Origin of the sequence: Lactococcus sp. LG1074, from assembly GCF_017309525.1 — a bacterium.
GTDB classification, from domain to species: Bacteria; Bacillota; Bacilli; order Lactobacillales; family Streptococcaceae; genus Lactococcus; species Lactococcus petauri.
Map to the genome: position 1 here is coordinate 526017 of NZ_CP071293.1, position 18502 is coordinate 544518.

At 38.7% G+C, this 18502-nt stretch carries 19 protein-coding genes; all 19 read left to right on the forward strand.

Going from position 1 to position 18502, the window contains the following annotated elements; translation table 11 throughout:
• Positions 1-13 precede the first annotated feature (13 nt).
• The 19 genes from J0J36_RS02540 (at position 14) to fabZ (ending at position 18489) form a co-directional block, all read left to right on the forward strand.
• The gene (locus J0J36_RS02540) at positions 14-2278 is read left to right on the forward strand and encodes a glycoside hydrolase family 65 protein (protein ID WP_019335688.1); all 2265 of its coding nucleotides are present in this window, start codon (positions 14-16) and stop codon (positions 2276-2278) included.
• Positions 2271-2936, forward strand: a complete 666-nt coding sequence (gene pgmB, locus J0J36_RS02545) for a beta-phosphoglucomutase (RefSeq protein ID WP_019335687.1) — start codon at positions 2271-2273, stop codon at positions 2934-2936. Before J0J36_RS02540 ends, pgmB begins: the two co-directional genes overlap by 8 nt.
• Before the next feature lie 26 nt (positions 2937-2962).
• Positions 2963-3943 (forward strand): LacI family DNA-binding transcriptional regulator, encoded by a 981-nt coding sequence (locus tag J0J36_RS02550; RefSeq protein ID WP_019335686.1) that lies wholly within the window; start codon positions 2963-2965, stop codon positions 3941-3943.
• Between the two features lie 191 nt (positions 3944-4134).
• Positions 4135-4803: a response regulator transcription factor gene (locus J0J36_RS02555; protein ID WP_213438991.1), complete on the forward strand. Its 669-nt coding sequence runs from the start codon at positions 4135-4137 to the stop codon at positions 4801-4803.
• A 5-nt stretch (positions 4804-4808) separates the two neighbouring features.
• Positions 4809-6221 (forward strand): cell wall metabolism sensor histidine kinase WalK, encoded by a 1413-nt coding sequence (locus J0J36_RS02560; protein WP_019293803.1) that lies wholly within the window; start codon positions 4809-4811, stop codon positions 6219-6221.
• Positions 6222-6284: 63 nt separating this feature from the next.
• Positions 6285-8027 (forward strand): 1-deoxy-D-xylulose-5-phosphate synthase, encoded by a 1743-nt coding sequence (locus tag J0J36_RS02565; protein WP_153924586.1) that lies wholly within the window; start codon positions 6285-6287, stop codon positions 8025-8027.
• Positions 8028-8036: 9 nt separating this feature from the next.
• Complete coding sequence (gene yidD / locus J0J36_RS02570) at positions 8037-8303, forward strand: membrane protein insertion efficiency factor YidD (protein ID WP_019293801.1); 267 nt, start codon at positions 8037-8039, stop codon at positions 8301-8303.
• A gap of 291 nt (positions 8304-8594) precedes the next feature.
• Positions 8595-9377, forward strand: a complete 783-nt coding sequence (locus J0J36_RS02575; RefSeq protein ID WP_019335684.1) for an ABC transporter ATP-binding protein — start codon at positions 8595-8597, stop codon at positions 9375-9377.
• Positions 9367-10317, forward strand: a complete 951-nt coding sequence (locus tag J0J36_RS02580) for an iron ABC transporter permease (protein WP_153924590.1) — start codon at positions 9367-9369, stop codon at positions 10315-10317. Before J0J36_RS02575 ends, J0J36_RS02580 begins: the two co-directional genes overlap by 11 nt.
• The gene (locus tag J0J36_RS02585) at positions 10314-11252 is read left to right on the forward strand and encodes an iron ABC transporter permease (protein WP_206886742.1); all 939 of its coding nucleotides are present in this window, start codon (positions 10314-10316) and stop codon (positions 11250-11252) included. Before J0J36_RS02580 ends, J0J36_RS02585 begins: the two co-directional genes overlap by 4 nt.
• A gap of 11 nt (positions 11253-11263) precedes the next feature.
• Entirely contained in the window at positions 11264-12205 is a 942-nt protein-coding gene (locus J0J36_RS02590) for an iron-hydroxamate ABC transporter substrate-binding protein (protein ID WP_040086540.1), read from the forward strand.
• 436 nt (positions 12206-12641) lie between these two features.
• Positions 12642-13082 (forward strand): MarR family winged helix-turn-helix transcriptional regulator, encoded by a 441-nt coding sequence (locus J0J36_RS02595; protein ID WP_004258807.1) that lies wholly within the window; start codon positions 12642-12644, stop codon positions 13080-13082.
• Positions 13082-14059: a beta-ketoacyl-ACP synthase III gene (locus tag J0J36_RS02600; protein WP_019293795.1), complete on the forward strand. Its 978-nt coding sequence runs from the start codon at positions 13082-13084 to the stop codon at positions 14057-14059. The genes J0J36_RS02595 and J0J36_RS02600 overlap by 1 nt, the downstream gene beginning before the upstream one ends.
• A gap of 87 nt (positions 14060-14146) precedes the next feature.
• A complete protein-coding gene (locus J0J36_RS02605) occupies positions 14147-14368 on the forward strand; it encodes an acyl carrier protein (protein WP_003135454.1) in 222 nt (73 codons plus the stop codon).
• Positions 14369-14466: 98 nt separating this feature from the next.
• Entirely contained in the window at positions 14467-15390 is a 924-nt protein-coding gene (gene fabD, locus J0J36_RS02610) for an ACP S-malonyltransferase (protein ID WP_153924595.1), read from the forward strand.
• 78 nt (positions 15391-15468) lie between these two features.
• Positions 15469-16200 carry a 3-oxoacyl-[acyl-carrier-protein] reductase gene (gene fabG, locus J0J36_RS02615; RefSeq protein ID WP_153924598.1) on the forward strand — a complete coding sequence of 244 codons (732 nt, stop codon included), beginning with the start codon at positions 15469-15471 and terminating at the stop codon, positions 16198-16200.
• 57 nt (positions 16201-16257) lie between these two features.
• A complete protein-coding gene (gene fabF, locus J0J36_RS02620; RefSeq protein ID WP_019293792.1) occupies positions 16258-17475 on the forward strand; it encodes a beta-ketoacyl-ACP synthase II in 1218 nt (405 codons plus the stop codon).
• A 92-nt stretch (positions 17476-17567) separates the two neighbouring features.
• A complete protein-coding gene (gene accB, locus J0J36_RS02625) occupies positions 17568-18041 on the forward strand; it encodes an acetyl-CoA carboxylase biotin carboxyl carrier protein (protein WP_019293791.1) in 474 nt (157 codons plus the stop codon).
• 13 nt (positions 18042-18054) lie between these two features.
• Positions 18055-18489, forward strand: a complete 435-nt coding sequence (fabZ, locus tag J0J36_RS02630) for a 3-hydroxyacyl-ACP dehydratase FabZ (protein ID WP_004258779.1) — start codon at positions 18055-18057, stop codon at positions 18487-18489.
• Positions 18490-18502 lie beyond the last annotated feature (13 nt).

Consider the following 18502-nt stretch of genomic DNA (forward strand, 5'->3'; position numbering starts at 1 on the left):
GATAGGAAAAAAGATGAAAAAAATCAGCAGAATTATGGAAATTGATCCTTGGCATATCCAATCCAGTAAATTAGAAAAGGAAGAACGCCGTCTTCAGGAATCTTTAACCTCAATCGGGAATGGTTACATGGGAATGCGCGGTAATTTTTCAGAAAAATACTCAGGCGATCACCATCAAGGTACATATATTGCAGGTGTCTGGTTTCCAGATAAAACGCGTGTGGGGTGGTGGAAAAATGGTTACCCAGAATATTTTGGTAAGGCAATCAATGCTTTGAACTTCTCAGGAGTTTCACTTTTTATCGATGATGAAGAAGTTGACCTTTATACTGATAGTATCACTAATTTCCACCTTTCCTTAGATATGCAAAAAGCAGTTCTCTCTTATTCTTATGAAAAAGCTGGCGTTGCTGTTTCCGTTGAGCGTTTTATGTCGATCGTTCATCCAGAATTAGCTGTCTTCTCCTTCAAATTCTCTAGTGTGGATGGTCAATCGCACAAAGTACGTACTGCTTCATTTATTGATGCTGATGTGCACAATGAAGATTCCAATTATGAAGAAAAATTCTGGACTGTTTTAGATAAAGGAGGCGACAAAGAAGGAACTTACATTGCCAATCAAACGATTGCTAACCCCTTTGGCGTAGAGCAATTTACCGTACTGGCAGGGCAAAGTTTTAAGGGAGATTTTCAAGCTCAAGGGCAAGAAACTCAAGAAGAAAAAGTTATTAATTACCATGAAGCAACTGTGGAACAGGAAACACTACATTTTGAAAAACGTGTGATTGTTCTGACGAGTCGTGATTATAGTAATTTAGCTGCAATGCATGAAGCCTTAGCAAGCCTAGAAGAAGTAATTCAAGTGAAATCTTATACACAACTTTTACAAGAGCATGCAGAAGCTTGGGGCGAACGTTGGGAACTTGCGGATGTGGAAATTAAAGGTTCTGATCAAGCACAACAAGGTATTCGTTTCAATCTCTTCCAACTTTTTGCAACTTATTATGGTGAAGACGAGCGCCTCAATATTGGTCCTAAAGGCTTTACAGGGGAGAAATATGGCGGAGCAACTTATTGGGATACTGAAGCCTATGCAGTTCCGCTTTATCTTTCTTTAGCAGATCAGCAAGTGACGCAAAACTTATTACGCTACCGTCATAAACAATTGCCCCAAGCACAACACAATGCAAGACAGCAAGGTTTGGCTGGAGCACTTTATCCAATGGTGACTTTTACAGGTATTGAGTGCCATAATGAATGGGAAATCACTTTTGAGGAAATTCATCGTAACGGTGCTATAGCTTATGCTATTTATAATTACAGCAATTATACTGGCGATGAAACCCATTTGGCTCAGGAAGGTCTTGAAGTACTTGTAGAAATTTCACGCTTCTGGGCAGACCGTGTTCACTATTCGGAGAGACAAAAAGCTTACATGATTCATGGGGTTACAGGACCAAATGAATATGAAAATAATATCAATAATAACTGGTATACCAACACATTGGCAACTTGGGTTTTGAATTATACAATGGAAGGTTTGAAAAAATACCCTCGGCCAGATTTACAGGTTTCGACAGAAGAATTATCGCAGTGGACTGATATCACTACCCATATGTATTATCCGACAGATGAAGAGTTAGGGATTTTTGTCCAGCATGATGGCTTTTTAGACAAGGATTTGACGCCAGTTGCGGATTTAGATCCCAAGCACTTGCCTTTGAATCAAAACTGGTCATGGGATCGTATTTTGCGCTCACCATATATTAAGCAGGCAGATGTTTTGCAAGGGATTTATTTCTTTGGCAACCAATATAGCTTGGAAGAAAAACGTCGTAACTTTAACTTTTATGAGCCATTAACTGTTCATGAAAGTTCACTTTCTCCATCCATTCACGCAATTTTAGCTGCCGAACTTGGAATGGAAGATAAAGCAGTTGAAATGTATGAACGGACTGCACGTTTGGACCTTGACAACTACAATAATGATACAGAAGACGGTTTACATATTACCTCAATGACAGGTTCTTGGTTGGCGATTGTGCAAGGTTTTGCACAAATGAAAACGTGGAACGGTCAGTTAAGTTTTGCGCCTTTCATTCCAAATGCTTGGGATGCTTATAGCTTCCGTATTAATTATCGTGGGCGTCTGCTCAAAGTCAGTGTAGGAGAAAAGCTTCAGATAAAATTGCTCAAAGGTGAACCGATTGCCTTAGAAGTTTATGGTGAATCAGTCCAATTGGAAGGTACTTATGAAGCAGAGGTGAAGCATGTTTAAAGCAGTATTATTTGATCTTGACGGAGTAATTACCGATACCGCAGAGTATCATTTTCAAGCCTGGAAAGCTTTGGCTGAAGAATTAGGAATAGCTGGAGTAGATAGAACTTTTAATGAACAGCTCAAAGGTGTATCCCGCGAAGATTCTTTGAAAAAAATATTGGAGCTTGGTGGAAAGAGTGAAACATATGATGCCGAAAGTTTTGCTCAGCTTGCTAAGCAAAAAAATGATAACTATGTCCAAATGATTCAAAAGGTAGGAACAGAGGATATTTATCCTGGCATATTAGATTTGCTGAAAGATTTACGCGCCCAAAATATCAAGATTGCTTTGGCTTCTGCCTCAAAAAACGGTCCATTCCTTCTTGAAGCGATGAAGTTGAGTACGTATTTTGATGCCATTGCTGATCCGGCAAAAGTTGCAGCTTCAAAACCTGCACCAGATATCTTTTTGGCTGCTGCAGCCGGTGTTGATGTTCCTATTACTTCATGTATAGGAATTGAAGACGCCCAGGCTGGTATTGCAGCGATAAAAGCAGCAGGCGCATTACCTATAGGTGTGGGTTCTGCTGAAGACTTAGGAACGGATATTGCTTTAGTTTCAAATACAAACAGTTTGTCTCTTGAATTATTAACAAAAGTTTGGGAAAATAAGTAGAAGAGAGTAGAATCAGGAGATAGTATATGGCCGTTACGATAAAAGATGTAGCAAAAAAAGCGGGTGTGAATGCTTCAACAGTTAGCCGTGTTCTCAAAGACAGTTCGGAAATCAGTGAGAAGACAAAAGTTAAAGTAAGAAAAGCAATGCAAGAACTCGGCTACACGCGCAATGTGGCGGCTCAGATTCTAGCATCAGGGAAATCTAATACGATTGGAGTCGTCTTTCCTCCTGTCGAAGACAAATCAAACCAACCTTTTTATATGAAAGTTTTGACTTCGATTAATGAAACAGCACGCAAATACGATGTTTCAATTGCTGTTGTGACTGGTTATCAAGAGAGTGAGCTGAAACAACAAGTTGAGTTGATGTATTCCGAGAAGCGCGTGGACGGTTTTATTATCCTTTATGCTGGGAAAGCAGACAGTGTACGCAATTACCTTTTTGATAACAAGATTCCTTTCGTCCTTTTAGGCACGCCAACAGAAAAGCAAAATGAAATTACACATGTGGATAATGACAATGTCTTGATGGGGCATGAGGCGACCAGATATTTGATGGATTTGGGGCATTCGGAGATTTCTTTTGTGACCGATACGAAAGATGGTGAAGTCTTTGAGGAACGCTATCAAGGCTATCAAGATGAAATGCTGAAAAAACAAGGTAAGCCGAATTTACTCGTTTTTGAAGAAAATATGACCTTGAAAGATGAAACAGGCCTTGTTGTTATGGATGAAGTCTTAGCTTTGAAAGTAATCTCTCGCTTGTCAGAGCAAGGTGTGAAAGTACCAGAAGATGTTAGCGTGATTACTTACAACAACTCTGCCTTTTCAACACTTGTTCACCCTTATCTGACAACCTTTGACATCAATATCGTACGTCTTGGAGCAGCAACAGTCGAGAAGTTTCTTGGGCTGACGCAAAATAAGGAAGCCTTCCATGATAAAACAATTATTCCTTTTGAGCTTATCCTAAGAGAAACGACAGCGCCTAAAGAAAAAGAGTAAAGAAAAAGAGTAAAGAAAAACAGTGAAGAAATCCCTTCACTGTTTTGTAATGAGTAAATTTCAAAAAAGATTAGCTTTCACCTTCTTTTAGCTTTAAATAAGAAAAAAAGGTCATAATAGTGTAAAATAAAGGGAAGGATGGGTAAATTTCTCGTGTAAATTTTCCCGTTAGTGTAAGAAAGATGGATGCGATGATTAAAATATTATTAGTTGAAGATGACCTCTCTTTGTCAAAATCAGTTTACGATTTCTTGAAATCTTTTGCTGAGGTAAAGCAAGTTTTTGATGGTGAAGAAGGACTTTATGAAGCAGAAATGGGGATTTATGATTTAATCCTCTTAGACTTAATGTTGCCTGAGAAAAACGGATTCGAAGTACTCAAAGAATTACGTGATCAGAATATTGATACACCAGTTTTAATTATGACTGCAAAAGAGTCTTTAGATGATAAGATGCACGGTTTTGATGTTGGAGCAGATGATTATTTGACGAAACCTTTCTATCTTGATGAGTTGAAAGCGCGTATTCAGGCGCTCTTAAAACGTACAGGAAAACTGGAAGATGCTAACGGTCTTTCTTATGGCAATGTGCGCTTGAATTTGACCAATAAGTCAGCATTTGTGAATGACACACCAGTGGAATTAATCGGTAAAGAGTTTGATCTTGTAGTTTATTTGATGCAAAACCAAAATGTCATCTTGCCTAAAGAACAAATCTTTGACCGCATTTGGGGCTTTGACAGTGACACGACAGTAACTGTAGTTGAAGTTTATATGAGTAAAATCCGTAAAAAACTTAAAGATACAGACTTTGCCCAAAATCTAGCTACATTGCGTAATGTCGGCTATATTTTACGGTAAGTTTTATGAAAAAGATAATTGAAAAAATAAAATCGATGCCAATTGTGAAAAATGATGGGAAAAATTTCCTTCATTTTTTTCTAGATTTCACGATCATCTTCTTTGCACTCACAGTAATTATTTTGCAAGTGCTCACAAGCGGGGTCTATAAGTCTACTGACCAAAATTTACGAGATTTAGCAGCTAATCCAGATATTTTAAGAGCGCTGGCACTTGATCAGGCGGGAGTCAATCAAGGGACATTTGAAATTAATCAAGGCAATTACAGTCCAACAAACAGTATCGTCATGTACGATGAAAAGGGCAATGTCTTAGGACCAACAGGCAGTGTTGATGCAACAACGAAACCAGGAAGCAGCAGTCAGCAACAAATCATACGTGTCGACCTCGTACGTTATCAACTTGAGAAGACAGCCAAGTTAGACAAGGACGCCCTTGGACAAATCAAGTCGATTTCTATTCGGAATCCTTATGGTCCTGATTGGCATTATCGATATGTTACCTTGGCGATGCCACAATCAAACCTGGACACAACCTATGGTGCAAGCAACATTGCTTATATTCAAGTTTTTAGTAACGTGGATCAACTTCAAGATAGCTTGAGTCGGAGTAATTTTATTATCATTACAACAATGGTTATGTTCTGGTTTATTTCCGTGATTATTAGCTTGTATCTTGCCAACTGGACGCTGCGTCCTGTTATGGTTGCCTATGAAAAGCAGAAAGCTTTTGTTGAAAATGCAAGCCATGAGCTAAGAACGCCTCTCGCTATTTTACAAAATCGCTTAGAATTACTTTTCCAAAATCCGAATGCAACAATAATTGAAGAATCTGAAAATATCTCAGAGAGTCTTTCGGAAGTACGTAATATGCGACTTTTGACGACTAATCTGTTGAACATGGCGCGACAGGACAATAACATTAAAACAAATCCTGAGCCAACAGATAAGGAATTCTTTGAAGCCATCTTTAGCAATTACCAGCTCTTGGCAGAAAGTTCTGATAAGTCTTTAAAAACTACCTTAAAATTTGAAGGAGCTTTAAGTTTAGATCAAAGCTTAGTGAAGCAACTTTTAACGATTTTGTTTGATAATGCCATGAAATATACAGGCGAAGATGGTGAAATTCAAGTTGATGTTCAAAAAAATGGAGCAACCCTTCTACTGAGTGTGTCTGATAATGGAGAAGGAATTACAGCAGCTGATAAGAAAAAAATATTTGACCGATTTTACCGTGTGGATAAAGCAAGAACACGACAAAAAGGTGGCTTAGGTCTTGGCTTATCCCTTGCACAGCAAATAGCTGAGGCACATAATGGCCGAATCACGGTTGAAGATAATCAACCGCGTGGTACAAAATTTACTGTCCGTTTACGGACAAGTCCATCTCCCAAATCAGCAAAAGTGAACAAAAAGTAATAGAATAGATTGTAAACTTATGCACTATGAATAAAAGTGAAAAATGAGTGGAAAGAGGCAAAGATGACTATTTTAGATAAAGTAAATGCGCCAGCAGATTTAAAAAAGCTAAGCGCTGCTGAATTAACCGAACTTGCTCAAGATGTTCGAGGAGCAGTGCTCAATAAAGTCAGTCAGATTGGGGGACATACAGGACCAAATCTGGGTGTCGTAGAATTAACCATTGCCTTGCACAAAGTCTTTCAATCGCCTGTGGATAAATTCGTTTGGGATGTTAGCCACCAAACTTATCCACATAAAATTCTAACAGGACGTAAACACGGTTTTCAAGATGGGCATTTTCATGACATCACGGGTTATACAAGTCAACATGAATCAGAACATGATTTTTTCACTGTTGGACACACCTCAACGTCTGTTGCAAATGCGATGGGACTGGCTAAAGCACGTGATTTAACAGCGCAAAAAGGTAATATTATTGCTATTTTAGGTGATGGTTCACTTTCTGGTGGCTTAGCGTTGGAGGCAATCAGCAATGCTGGTGCTTATGATAAAAATTTCATCCTGATTCTCAATGATAACCAAATGTCAATCGCTGAAAATCATGGTGGGATTTATAAAGGATTAGCTGAATTACGCGCAACAGATGGTCAATCACCAAATAATCTGTTTAAAGCATTTGGATTAGATTATAAGTATTTAGCAGATGGTAATAATCTCGAGGCGCTCATTTCTTTTTTTGAAGAAGTAAAGGATATTGACCATCCGATTGTTTTACATGTCAATACCGAAAAAGGACATGGTTATCAACCTGCTGTTGACATGAAGGAAGCCTTCCACTGGCGCTCTCCCTTCAATTTAGCAGACGGTTCTTTGAAAAATATAAGTTCAGCGAAAAATTATACCCGTATTATTCTTGATTATATGGAAGAAAAAGTTGCTGAGGGTATGCCTTTAGTCGCAGTCAATGGTGGAATTCCAATGGTGAATAACCTAAAGGAATTTGCTGAAAAGCACCCAGAAAACTATGTTGATGCTGGGATTGCTGAACAATATGTGACGACCTTTGGCGGAGCGGTTGCAGCAGGTGGGGCACGTGCAATGATTTTTCACAATTCGACCTTCATGCAACGTGCTTATGATCAATTTTTACATGACTTGGCAATCAACAAGGAACCAGCGGTCGCTATTGTAAAATCAGCCTCCATCTCTGGTTCGGATAAAACTCACCAAGGGAGCTTTGCAATAGGTATGCTCTCTAACATTCCTGATTTGGTCTACTTGGCGCCAACGAGTGAAGAAGAGCTTGTAGCAATGTTGGATTGGGCACTGACACAAAAAGACCATCCAGTGGTACTACAAATTCCTGAGCATGGTGTGGAAAATCGTTCAACCGTGTTGACTGATTTCAGTAAAGCACAGTATGGAATTGTGCGTAAAGGTGAAGAAGTTGCCATTCTGGCCTTGGGCGGTCTTTTTAGTCACGGTCAAAAAGTAGCAGAAGAACTGGAGAAATTACAGATCAATGCTACACTAGTTAATCCAATGTTCGTTGCAGAACTTGATAAGAAAACCTTGAAAGAATTGACTGGGGACCATAAAGTCTTTGTGACCATCGAGGATGGTATTCTAGATGGCGGTTTTGGTCAAAAAGTTGCTGGTTATCTTGGACAATTTGGTGTGAAAATATTGAATTATGGTGCAGATAAGGAGTTTAATGACTCTGTTGCTGTGGATGAACTTTATGATCGTTATCATTTGACGCCAGAACTGATGATTGCAGATATTCTAGAAGCCCTAAAATAAAAGGAAAAAATGAAAAAAGTTTTAGTCAAAACTGTACATGGTTATCAGAGATTTATTTCCCCTCTGTTACCGCCGGCTTGTCGTTATTATCCAACTTGTTCGAATTATATGATTCAAGCTATTGAGAAGCATGGAGCGACCAAGGGAATTGCAATGGGAACCTCAAGGCTTTTACGATGTCATCCATTTTGTAAACCAGGTTATGACTTGGTACCTGATAAGTTTTCCCTGCGAAGAAATTACGAGACACCTGAGGACAAAAAGAAGAAATCTTGAAAAATTTGTTATAATCATAGGTGAGGATGAATTTCCAAGACAGATTTAAATAAATCCATAATTAAAATAAGTAAACAGGACAACCTTCAAGTCATTGGGCTTGGGGGTTTTACTCTTGTAATTCTTACATTATAAGTAAAATGATAAAAGGTTAAGATAGGGAAAATATCTGACTTAAAATAATTTAGAAAGTACTTGTTAACTTTTATAAAGTATGCTTTAATTAAATATGTAAAAAGTATTTGACATTATTGGCATCTTCGAGTGACTAGAGCTAAAAAGGAAGAACTCATGTATTTTGGGGCAAAAAATTTAAATGTATATTACGGTAAAAAGCAGGTTCTAAGAGATGTATCTTTGGAAATTGAGCAGGGCAAAACGACAGCGATTATCGGAATAAATGGCTCAGGGAAGTCGACATTACTCAAAGCCCTGGGACGTTTAATCAAGTATGAAGGGGAAGTTATCTATAAAGATGAACGTCTTTCTAATCGTAAAAATCTAGAAATCGCTAAAATATTGACCTTGCTCCCACAAGCCATGCAAGCCCCGAGTGATATAACTGTGTATGAGCTGGTCAGTCTTGGCCGCTTTCCACATCAAAAGCTTACTCAACAGAACTTATCTGAAGCAGACAAGCACTTTGTGGAGCAAGTCATGAAGGAAACTGAGATTTGGGAGCTACGTAACCAAAGAGTTGCCCAACTTTCTGGTGGACAGCGTCAGCGTGCTTTTATCACGATGATTTTAGCGCAAGACAGTGAAATTATTCTTTTGGATGAGCCGACAACGTATCTCGATCTTTTGCACCAACTTGATATTTTAAAACTGTTAAAAACTTTTGCGAAAAAGATGAACAAAACAGTAGTTTATGTCATCCACGATTTAAACCATGCTGCGCGTTTTGCGGATAATTTAGTTATTGTAAAAGAGGGTGAAATCTTTGCTTCAGGCCCGGTGGAAGAATTATTTACAGAGGAAATTATTCATGAGAGCTTTGGATTACATGTTCGATTAGGTCGTGATCTTTTCTGCCAAACTCTTATGATTACAGGGGTTAAAAATGAAGATTAGGAAGTTTTCTTATCAAGTTGCACTGGCTTTGGTGACGATTATGGTCTTGTCTTTCCTATATCTCATGCTCGGTGATCAAAACTATAGTTTCAGCCAGATTTGGCACGAGAGTGTCGTCTTGCACTTGCGTTTACCGCGCTTATTGGCCTTAATGTTTATAGGAATTCTCCTCTCCAGTAGCGGACTTCTGGTTCAAAGTATGACAGGTAATCCTATTGCCGAGATATCCACATTGGGGATATCAGGTGGTGCAAGTTTTGCACTTGCTTTGCTTTTAGTGTTCAATCTTTCCACAGGTGGATGGTTGGGCACTGCTGTAGCAAGCTTAGGAGCATTTATTGCTCTCGTTACTGTAGCTGTCCTTACCGTGAAAAGTAAATTTCAACCGATGAAAGTTGTTCTTGTGGGAACTTCTGTTGGCCTTTTTGCAACAAGTCTTGCAAGTATTTTGACCTTTTATAGTAAAAATATGCAGTCTTATTTTTTATGGATTGTGGGTTCCTTTTCCGGAATCACTCCACTAAAATTGGAAATTTTAATGGTTGTGACTGTACTGTTTGTATCAATGGTTCTCTTATTTGCAAATCAGATAAAGGTTTTGTCCTTTGGTGAAGAGATGGCAACCAGTCTAGGTATTTCTGTAAATCGTCTCAGATTGTTGATTATGGCTATGGTGGCTCTGGCAAGTGGGGTGACAGTTTCGAGTGTCGGTGTGATTAGTTTTGTCGGACTCATGGCGCCACATTTGGCAAGGCGACTGGTAGGAGGACATTTTTTAAAAAGGTTCTTTATGAGCAATTTATTAGGCGTGATGCTATTACTTGTAGCAGATGTGTTGGCCCGTAATTTGTTCAAGCCTTATGAATTCCCAGCAGGCAGCTTAACTCTTTTATTTGGCGCAATTTTCTTCATTTATATGATGAGTAAGGAGGAAAAATGAAAAAGAAATTTTTATTTTTAATATTCCTCTTGGTTGCCTTTATTATTATCGACTTGACACACTTTTCGACAGATTGGGATTTACTATCCATATTGATTCCTCAGTTTAGAATGCCAAGGACACTTGTGGTACTTATTGCAGGAACTGCTTTGGCTATGGCCGGCTATATTATTCAGACTGTAGTGGATAATCCTTTAGCAGATGCGGGTACACTTGGAATTACAAGTGGGGCCAGTGCAGGTGCGGTACTGTTCCTTTTTCTTAGTCAGTGGTTGAAACTTTCGGGCTCTTGGATCTTTATGTATCCTTTATTTGCCTTGTTGGGAGGACTTTTTTCCTTTACCTTGCTCTATCATCTTGCGCTAAAGAAAAATGTAAGTAATATCCAAGTCCTTCTGATTGGGTTAGGAATTACCGCTCTATTTCAAGCCTTGATTACCTTAGCTCAACTTTCCATTAATCGGTTTGATTTTCAGCAAGTAGCGGTTTGGTTATCCGGAGACATCTGGCAAACAGATAAAACCTTTATTAGTGTGAATATGGTCCTGTTGATAATTGGTCTGGTTATTTTCATTTTTTTCCGAAAAGAGTTAGACTTACTAAGTTTGGGTCAAGAAATGGCAACAAGCCTTGGATTAAATGTGAAACAGAGTAAAATGCAATTTTATATATTGGCACTACTTTTTGCATCAATTGGCGTTTTATTAGTTGGCGGTCTTGCCTTTATTGGCTTGATTGCACCACACATAGCCCGCGAACTGGTGGGATTTGAAAGTAAAAAACGAGCTTTGATGACTGCTTTGGTCTCAATGATTATTTTACTTTTAGCAGATAGTTTATCGCAAATTATTATTGCACCGTCAAGCTTACCGCTTGGTTTTATGGTTGCTCTTATAGGTGCGCCTTACTATATATACTTAATACAAAAAATTTGAAAGAGGATTTCATGAAACACCTTAAATTATATTCTATAGCTTTAGCAGCAGTTGGCCTTTTGGGTCTTTCTGCATGTTCAAACTCAGATGTATCACAATCCCAAAAAGAGGAAAAAGTAACCTTCACTGCCTTAAATGGTGAAGTAGAAGTTCCTGCGCATCCGGAACGTATTGCAGTACAGAATTATCCGGATGATGTTGCAACCTTAGGTGGAAATGTAATTGGGACGGATTCTTGGGCTTTTCCTAATCCTTATTTGTCAGATAAACAAAAGGAAAATATGGTTGATCTTGGTTCGCCAAGCTTTAATATTGAAAAACTTATTGGTCAAAAGCCTGATTTGATTGTGACAGTGGATAAAACTCAAGTTTCTGATTATGAAAAAGTAGCACCTACTGTACTTGTTAACTATCAAGATTTGAATGATATGGATAAATCTTTGGATTTCTTTGCCAAATTGTTGAATCGTGAAGATGAAAAGAAAGAGTTTCTCAAAACTTTTGACAAAAAAGCTGAAGAGCAAAAAACAAAGCTAAAAGCTCAAGGCATAGATACTGCACAATCAAGCATTTCCTTGCTAGAGCTCCAAGGCGATAAAATTTACGCTTATGGCGATAACTTTGCGCGCGGTGGTCAAGCACTTACGCGTGGTCTCGGATTCCAAGAATCGCCAAAAATGTCGGAATTATCCAAAGGAACAGGATATGCAGAAGTCAACGCTGAAAGCCTCAAAGATTTTGATGCAGACTATATTTTTATCGATTTTAAAAATGCAGATAAAGCACAATATGAAGCACTTCAAAAAAATCCTGTGTGGAAAAATTTCAAGGCAGTTAAAGAAGGGCATGTCATCACAATGGATTATGAGAAGGTCTATTTCTTTGGCGGTCCCACAGCTTCAATGGCGCAGTTGACTGATTATACAGATGCACTATTAAAACAAACGAAATAAAAATTTGGATACATAAACTCTTGGAAGCTTTTTCGAGAGTTTTTTTAGACAAAAAGGGGGATAGTGTTATTTAAAACTCCTTTTTTGAGCCAAATTCACAAGAAAACAAGAAAAACAGAAAATTTTAGACTTTTATTTTGCTATAATGAAAATAAGCATATAGTAGATGTGTTAAAGTCTCAAATGTTAAAAATAAAAAGGATTTTGCGATCCTTTTTAAAAAGGAATTTTTTCATAAAAAAAAAGATGAAATACCATGATTTCATCTTTTTGCTGTCGACTACATTTGGAAATTTTCTTTATGAAGCAGGATAAAGAGGTTATCCAAGCCATCAGAGGCATTTTTCAAATCTACTTAGCACTTGCAAATTATTTTTATTATGGTACAATTTTGTATTGTAAATGGTTTGTATCATCAAAATATCAGGAAGTACAAATGAAAACAGATTTTGACAAAATTAATGAATGGTTGATTCAACTTTTCCACGACTGCATGAACTTAGAAGAACAGTTCTTGAAGGATTCTGATTACCCAGATGTAACTGTGAAAGAACTTCAACAAATGACACTTATCCATACTTTGGGAACTTGCCGCGCTACAGACATTGCAAGGAATCAAAAATTAGCCCTTTCAACAATCACCATTACACTCAATCGCTTGGAAACTAAGGGATATATCAAGCGCGAACGATCAGATCGTGACCGTCGTGTGGCTTATATCGTATTGACTGAAAAAGGTATGGCTCTCTGTGCATCGCACAGCGAATTTTTCCGTAGCATTTCAGAAAAACTTATGTTAAGTGTTTACGGGACTACCGAAAACAAACTTGCAGGCGAACTTGAAGAATTACATAAGTCATTGGAGAATATGAAATAATGCCTTTCGCTAAAATTACCCAGGTGGCACACTATGTGCCCGAAAATATTGTGTCAAACGATGATTTGGCAAAAATCATGGACACGAGTGACGAGTGGATTTATTCACGGACGGGTATTAAGCAGCGACACATTACAGTTGACGAAAATACCAGTGATCTGGCTGCTAAGGTTGGTGAACAACTCTTAGCTCAAGCTGATTTGTCAGCAGACCAGATTGATTTTATTATCGTGGCGACTATCTCACCTGATAGCAGTATGCCAAGTACGGCAGCCTTGGTCCAAGCAAAAATTGGCGCACATCGTGCCTTTGCTTATGATTTAACAGCTGCTTGTTCTGGTTTTGTTTTCGCTTTATCAACGGCTGAGAAGCTGATTGCCGGTGGCTACAAACGTGGTATGGTTATTGGTGCAGAAGTTTTGTCTAAATCTTTGGATTGGTCGGATCGTTCTACCGCTGTTCTTTTTGGAGATGGTGCAGGTGGTGTTCTTTTGGAAGACACAGGTACACAACCTTTGATTATCGCAGAAAATCTAAGAACAGATGGCTCTCGAGGCGATTCCCTTACCTCAAATTATTTGGCACTTAATCCTGAACTTAGTGGTCAAGTTAACCATGTTACAGAGTTCATAAAAATGGACGGACGGGCGGTCTTTGACTTTGCGACACGTGACGTTCCAAAAAATATCCAAGAAACCTTGGAAAAAGCAAATCTGAAACCTGAAGATATTGACTATTTTTTATTGCATCAAGCAAATTCTCGAATACTTGATAAAATGGCCAAGAAATTAGGTGCTGTACGCAGTAAATTCCTGCAAAATATGCAAGAATATGGCAATACAAGTGCAGCTTCGATACCTATTCTCTTGTCAGAATCGATAAAAAATGGTAAACTTTCTTTGGACGAAAATTATAAAATTGTCCAGACAGGTTTCGGTGGCGGCCTCACATGGGGTACGCTCATTATTAATCTTTGATAAGATTGATAACATTTAAATTTGGTTATATGAGTGATTTATCACGCTATAATATATATACTTTCTACACATTAAAGGAGAAATAACATGGCAGTATTTGAAAAAGTACAAGACATCATCGCTGACGAACTCGGCAAAGAAAAAGAAGAAGTAACACTCGAAACTTCATTTGAAGAACTCGATGCTGACTCACTTGACCTTTTCCAAATCATTAACGATATCGAAGACGAATTCGATGTTGAAGTAGATACAGAAGCGGACATGAAAACTGTTTCTGATCTCGTTAAATATGTTGAAGCTCAACAATAAGAGAATTAATGGGGTGAAAGCCCCGTTTTTCACTTGTAATAAATTTTGAAAATTAGGAAAGTGTCACAAAAATCTAAATTTTGTGAAATCTTAAAAATATGAAAACAGCATTTCTTTTTTCTGGTCAAGGCGCTCAAAAATTGGGTATGGCTAAAGACCTTTATGATGAATTTGACATTGTCAGAGAAACTTTTGATCAAGCAAGTCAAGTCTTGGGTTATAATCTTCGGGAGTTAATCGATAATGATGAAACAAAACTCAACGAGACACAATATACACAACCAGCTATTTTAACAACATCTGTAGCAATCCTTCGTTTGCTTTCAGAACAAGGTATTAAGCCAGATCTTGTGGCTGGACTTTCTTTAGGCGAGTACTCTGCATTGGTAGCCAGTGGTGCACTTGATTTTGCGGAAGCTGTTGCTTTAGTAGCAAAACGTGGTCAATACATGACTGAAGCTGCACCAACAGGATCAGGTAAAATGGTTGCTGTGATGAATACAGAAGCTGCTTTGATCGAAGAAATTTGTGAACAAGCAGCGGAACGTGGAATTGTAAGCCCAGCAAACTATAATACTCCGGCTCAAATTGTTATTGGTGGTCAAGCTGAAGCCGTTGATTACGCCGTTGAACTTCTAAAAGAAGCTGGCGTAAAACGTCTGATTGAGCTGAAAGTATCTGGTCCTTTCCATACAGCCATCTTAAAACCCGCGAGCGAAAAGTTAGCCAAAGAACTTGAACAGGTTAATTTTAATAGCTTTAAGTTGGAGCTGATTTCAAATACGACAGCGAAAGTTATGAAAGACTCAGAAGTAAAAGAACTCCTCACGCGTCAAGTTATCGAGCCAGTACGTTTCTACGAATCCATTGAAACAATGAAAGCACTTGGTGTACAGCGCTTTATTGAAGTTGGACCTGGTAAAGTTCTTTCTGGTTTTATAAAAAAAATCGACAAAGAAGCAAGCTTTACGAATGTTGAAGATCTTACTTCATTCAAGGCTTTGGTGACAGAAGAAGCTTAAACTTATTCAATGAGTAAAAGTTGTCACTGTAGAACTTGGTTTGAGAGCAATTAAAAATCATAAGAACAGGAAAAAATAATGGAAATTAAAAATAAAAATGTCTTTGTGACGGGCTCAACACGTGGTATTGGTAAGGCGATTGCTTTACAGTTTGCTCAAGCTGGGGCAAACGTAGTTATCAATGGACGTTCTGCCATTTCTGAAGAACTTTTGTCAGAGTTCACTTCTTTTGGTGTTAAGGCTGTTGGCGTATCTGGTGATATTTCCCAGTCGGAAGATGCTAAACGTATGGTTGCTGAGGCAGTAGATGCTTTGGGGTCGGTTGATGTTTTGGTTAATAATGCGGGAATAACTCGTGATGGTTTATCATTGAAAATGAGCGAAGAAGATTTCGAAGCTGTTTTAAAAATAAATCTCACAGGTGCCTTCAATATGACACAGGCAGTTCTAAAACCAATGACGCGTGCGAGAGAAGGGGCAATTATTAATATTACTTCTGTTGTCGGTTTAATTGGGAATGCCGGCCAAGCTAATTATGCAGCTTCCAAAGCGGGATTGATTGGTTTGACAAAATCAATTGCACGTGAAGTTACTGGGCGCAATGTCCGCGTCAACGCTGTTGCTCCCGGCTTTATTGATTCTGACATGACTGAAGTTCTTTCGGATAAAGTCAAGGATACAATGAAGGGTCAAATCCCAATGAAACGATTTGGTCAACCAGAAGAAGTTGCCACAGTTGTGAAATTCCTTGCAGAGCAAGAATACATGACAGGGCAAGTGTTGTCTATTGACGGTGGTATGGCAATGTAGCCTTATATCAGATTAGACTAAAAAGAAGTTTGTAACAAACTCCAAAGGAGAAAAAATATGAATCGTGTAGTCATTACAGGTTACGGTGTAACCAGTGCTATCGGTAATACACCAGAAGAATTTTGGAATGGCCTAAAATCTGGTCAAACAGGTATCGGTCCAATTACGCGCTTTGATGCTGAAGCGACAGGAATCAGTGTAGCAGCTGAAGTTAAAGATTTTCCATTTGAGAAGCATTTCGAGAAAAAAGATGCCCGTCGTATGGATACTTTCTCACTTTATGCTGTTTATGCGGCTCTTGAAGCTATGGAAATGTCAGGCATAACTCCAGAGAACACAAATTACGATCGCTTAGGTTGTATCATGGCTTCAGGTATCGGTGGCTTGGAGCAAACACAAAAGAACTCACAAGCACTTCTTAAAGGTCCACGTAAAGTAACACCACTTTATGTACCACTGGCAATTGCCAACATGGCGACAGGTAATGTTGCCTTGCGCACAGGTGCTCGTGGTGTATCGCGTGCTGAAGTAACAGCATGTGCAGCAGGTGCAAATTCTATTGGTTCAGCTTTCCGTGAAATCAAACACGGTTATGCAGATGCTATTATCGCTGGTGGTGCTGAAGCTGCAATTTGTGAACTTGGTATTGCTGGGTTTGCCAACTTGACTGCTTTGACAAAAGAGGCAGATCCTTCAATTGCTTGTCGTCCATTCGATAAAGACCGTTCGGGCTTTGTGATGGGTGAAGGTGCAGGTGTCTTGATTTTGGAAAGTCTTGAACATGCTCAAGCACGTGGTGCAAATATCTTAGCTGAAATTGTTGGTTATGGTAACACAAACGATGCTTACCATATGACAACTCCATCAGGTGTTGGTGCTGAAAATGCGATGAAGCTTGCTTTAGAAGAAGCAGGGATTTCTGGAGCAGATGTTGATTATATCAATGCACATGGTACATCAACACATGCTAATGAAGAGACGGAAGCAAAAGCTATCCACAATGTTATTGGGGATAAAGCTCTGGTTTCATCAACAAAAGCTTTGCACGGGCATGCTCTCGGAGCGACAGGAGCTATCGAAGCAGTAGCAACTGTACAAGCCATTTTAAATCAGTTTGCACCAGTTAACGCTGGAACAAAAGAATTGGACGAAGGCATGACAATTAATGTCGTTCTTGGCCAAGGTCAAGATGCTGAAATCAATTATGCATTGTCACAAGACTTTGGGTTTGGTGGACACAATGCCGTATTGGCCTTTAAAAAATTCACAGATTAGTTTAAAAGAAAGATAAGCACTCTGCTTTCTTTTCCACAATCTAAGTGCACTTTAACTTAGATTGTGGAAAAGAAAGCGAGCGGGATATAAAAATGAATATTAATGAAGTAAAAGATTTGATGACACAGTTTGACGGTTCGAGCTTGCGTGAATTTTCTTGGCGCACAGCAGAAGGAGAACTGTCTTTCTCAAAAAACGAAAATAAAATTCTTGCAGCGCCCACAGGAACAGCACTTCCAGAAACAAAAGTAAGTGCACCAATGCCTGTAAGCGAAAGCTCTACAGAACTTGCAGTAGAAACAGAACTTGTAGAAGAAGTTGCTACAGTAGAAGGTGAAGCAGTAACAAGTCCTTTAGTTGGTGTAGCTTACTTGCAACCAGCTCCAGGTAAACCTGAGTTCGTTAGTGTAGGAGATTCAGTTAAAAAAGGTCAAACCTTACTCATCATTGAAGCAATGAAAGTTATGAACGAAATTCCAGCACCTAAAGACGGTGTTATCACTGAAATCATGGTTAATGCTGAAGATGTAGTTGAATTCGGTCAAGAATTAGTACGCATTAAGTAAAGGAGCGGTAAAAATGGCAGAAGTAAATATTGACGTCACAAAAATTATGGAGGCATTGCCTCACCGTTATCCTTTCCTTTTAGTGGATCGTGTTATTGATATCGCGGATGATGAAATTACCGCCATTAAGAATGTGACGATTAACGAGGAATTTTTCCAAGGGCATTTTCCCCAATATCCAGTAATGCCGGGTGTTTTGATTATGGAAGCCTTGGCGCAAGCTGCAGGTGTTTTGGAACTTTCAAAACCTGAAAACAAAGGAAAACTCGTATTTTATGCAGGAATGGACAATGTAAAGTATAAAAAACAAGTTGTACCTGGCGATCAATTGATCTTGCATGCAAAGTTTATCAAGCGTCGTGGTCCAATTGCTGTTGTTGAAGCGGAAGCTAAGGTTGATGGTAAATTAGCTGCAAAAGGCACACTAACTTTTGCTTTAGGAAAATAAAAAAATAATCAAT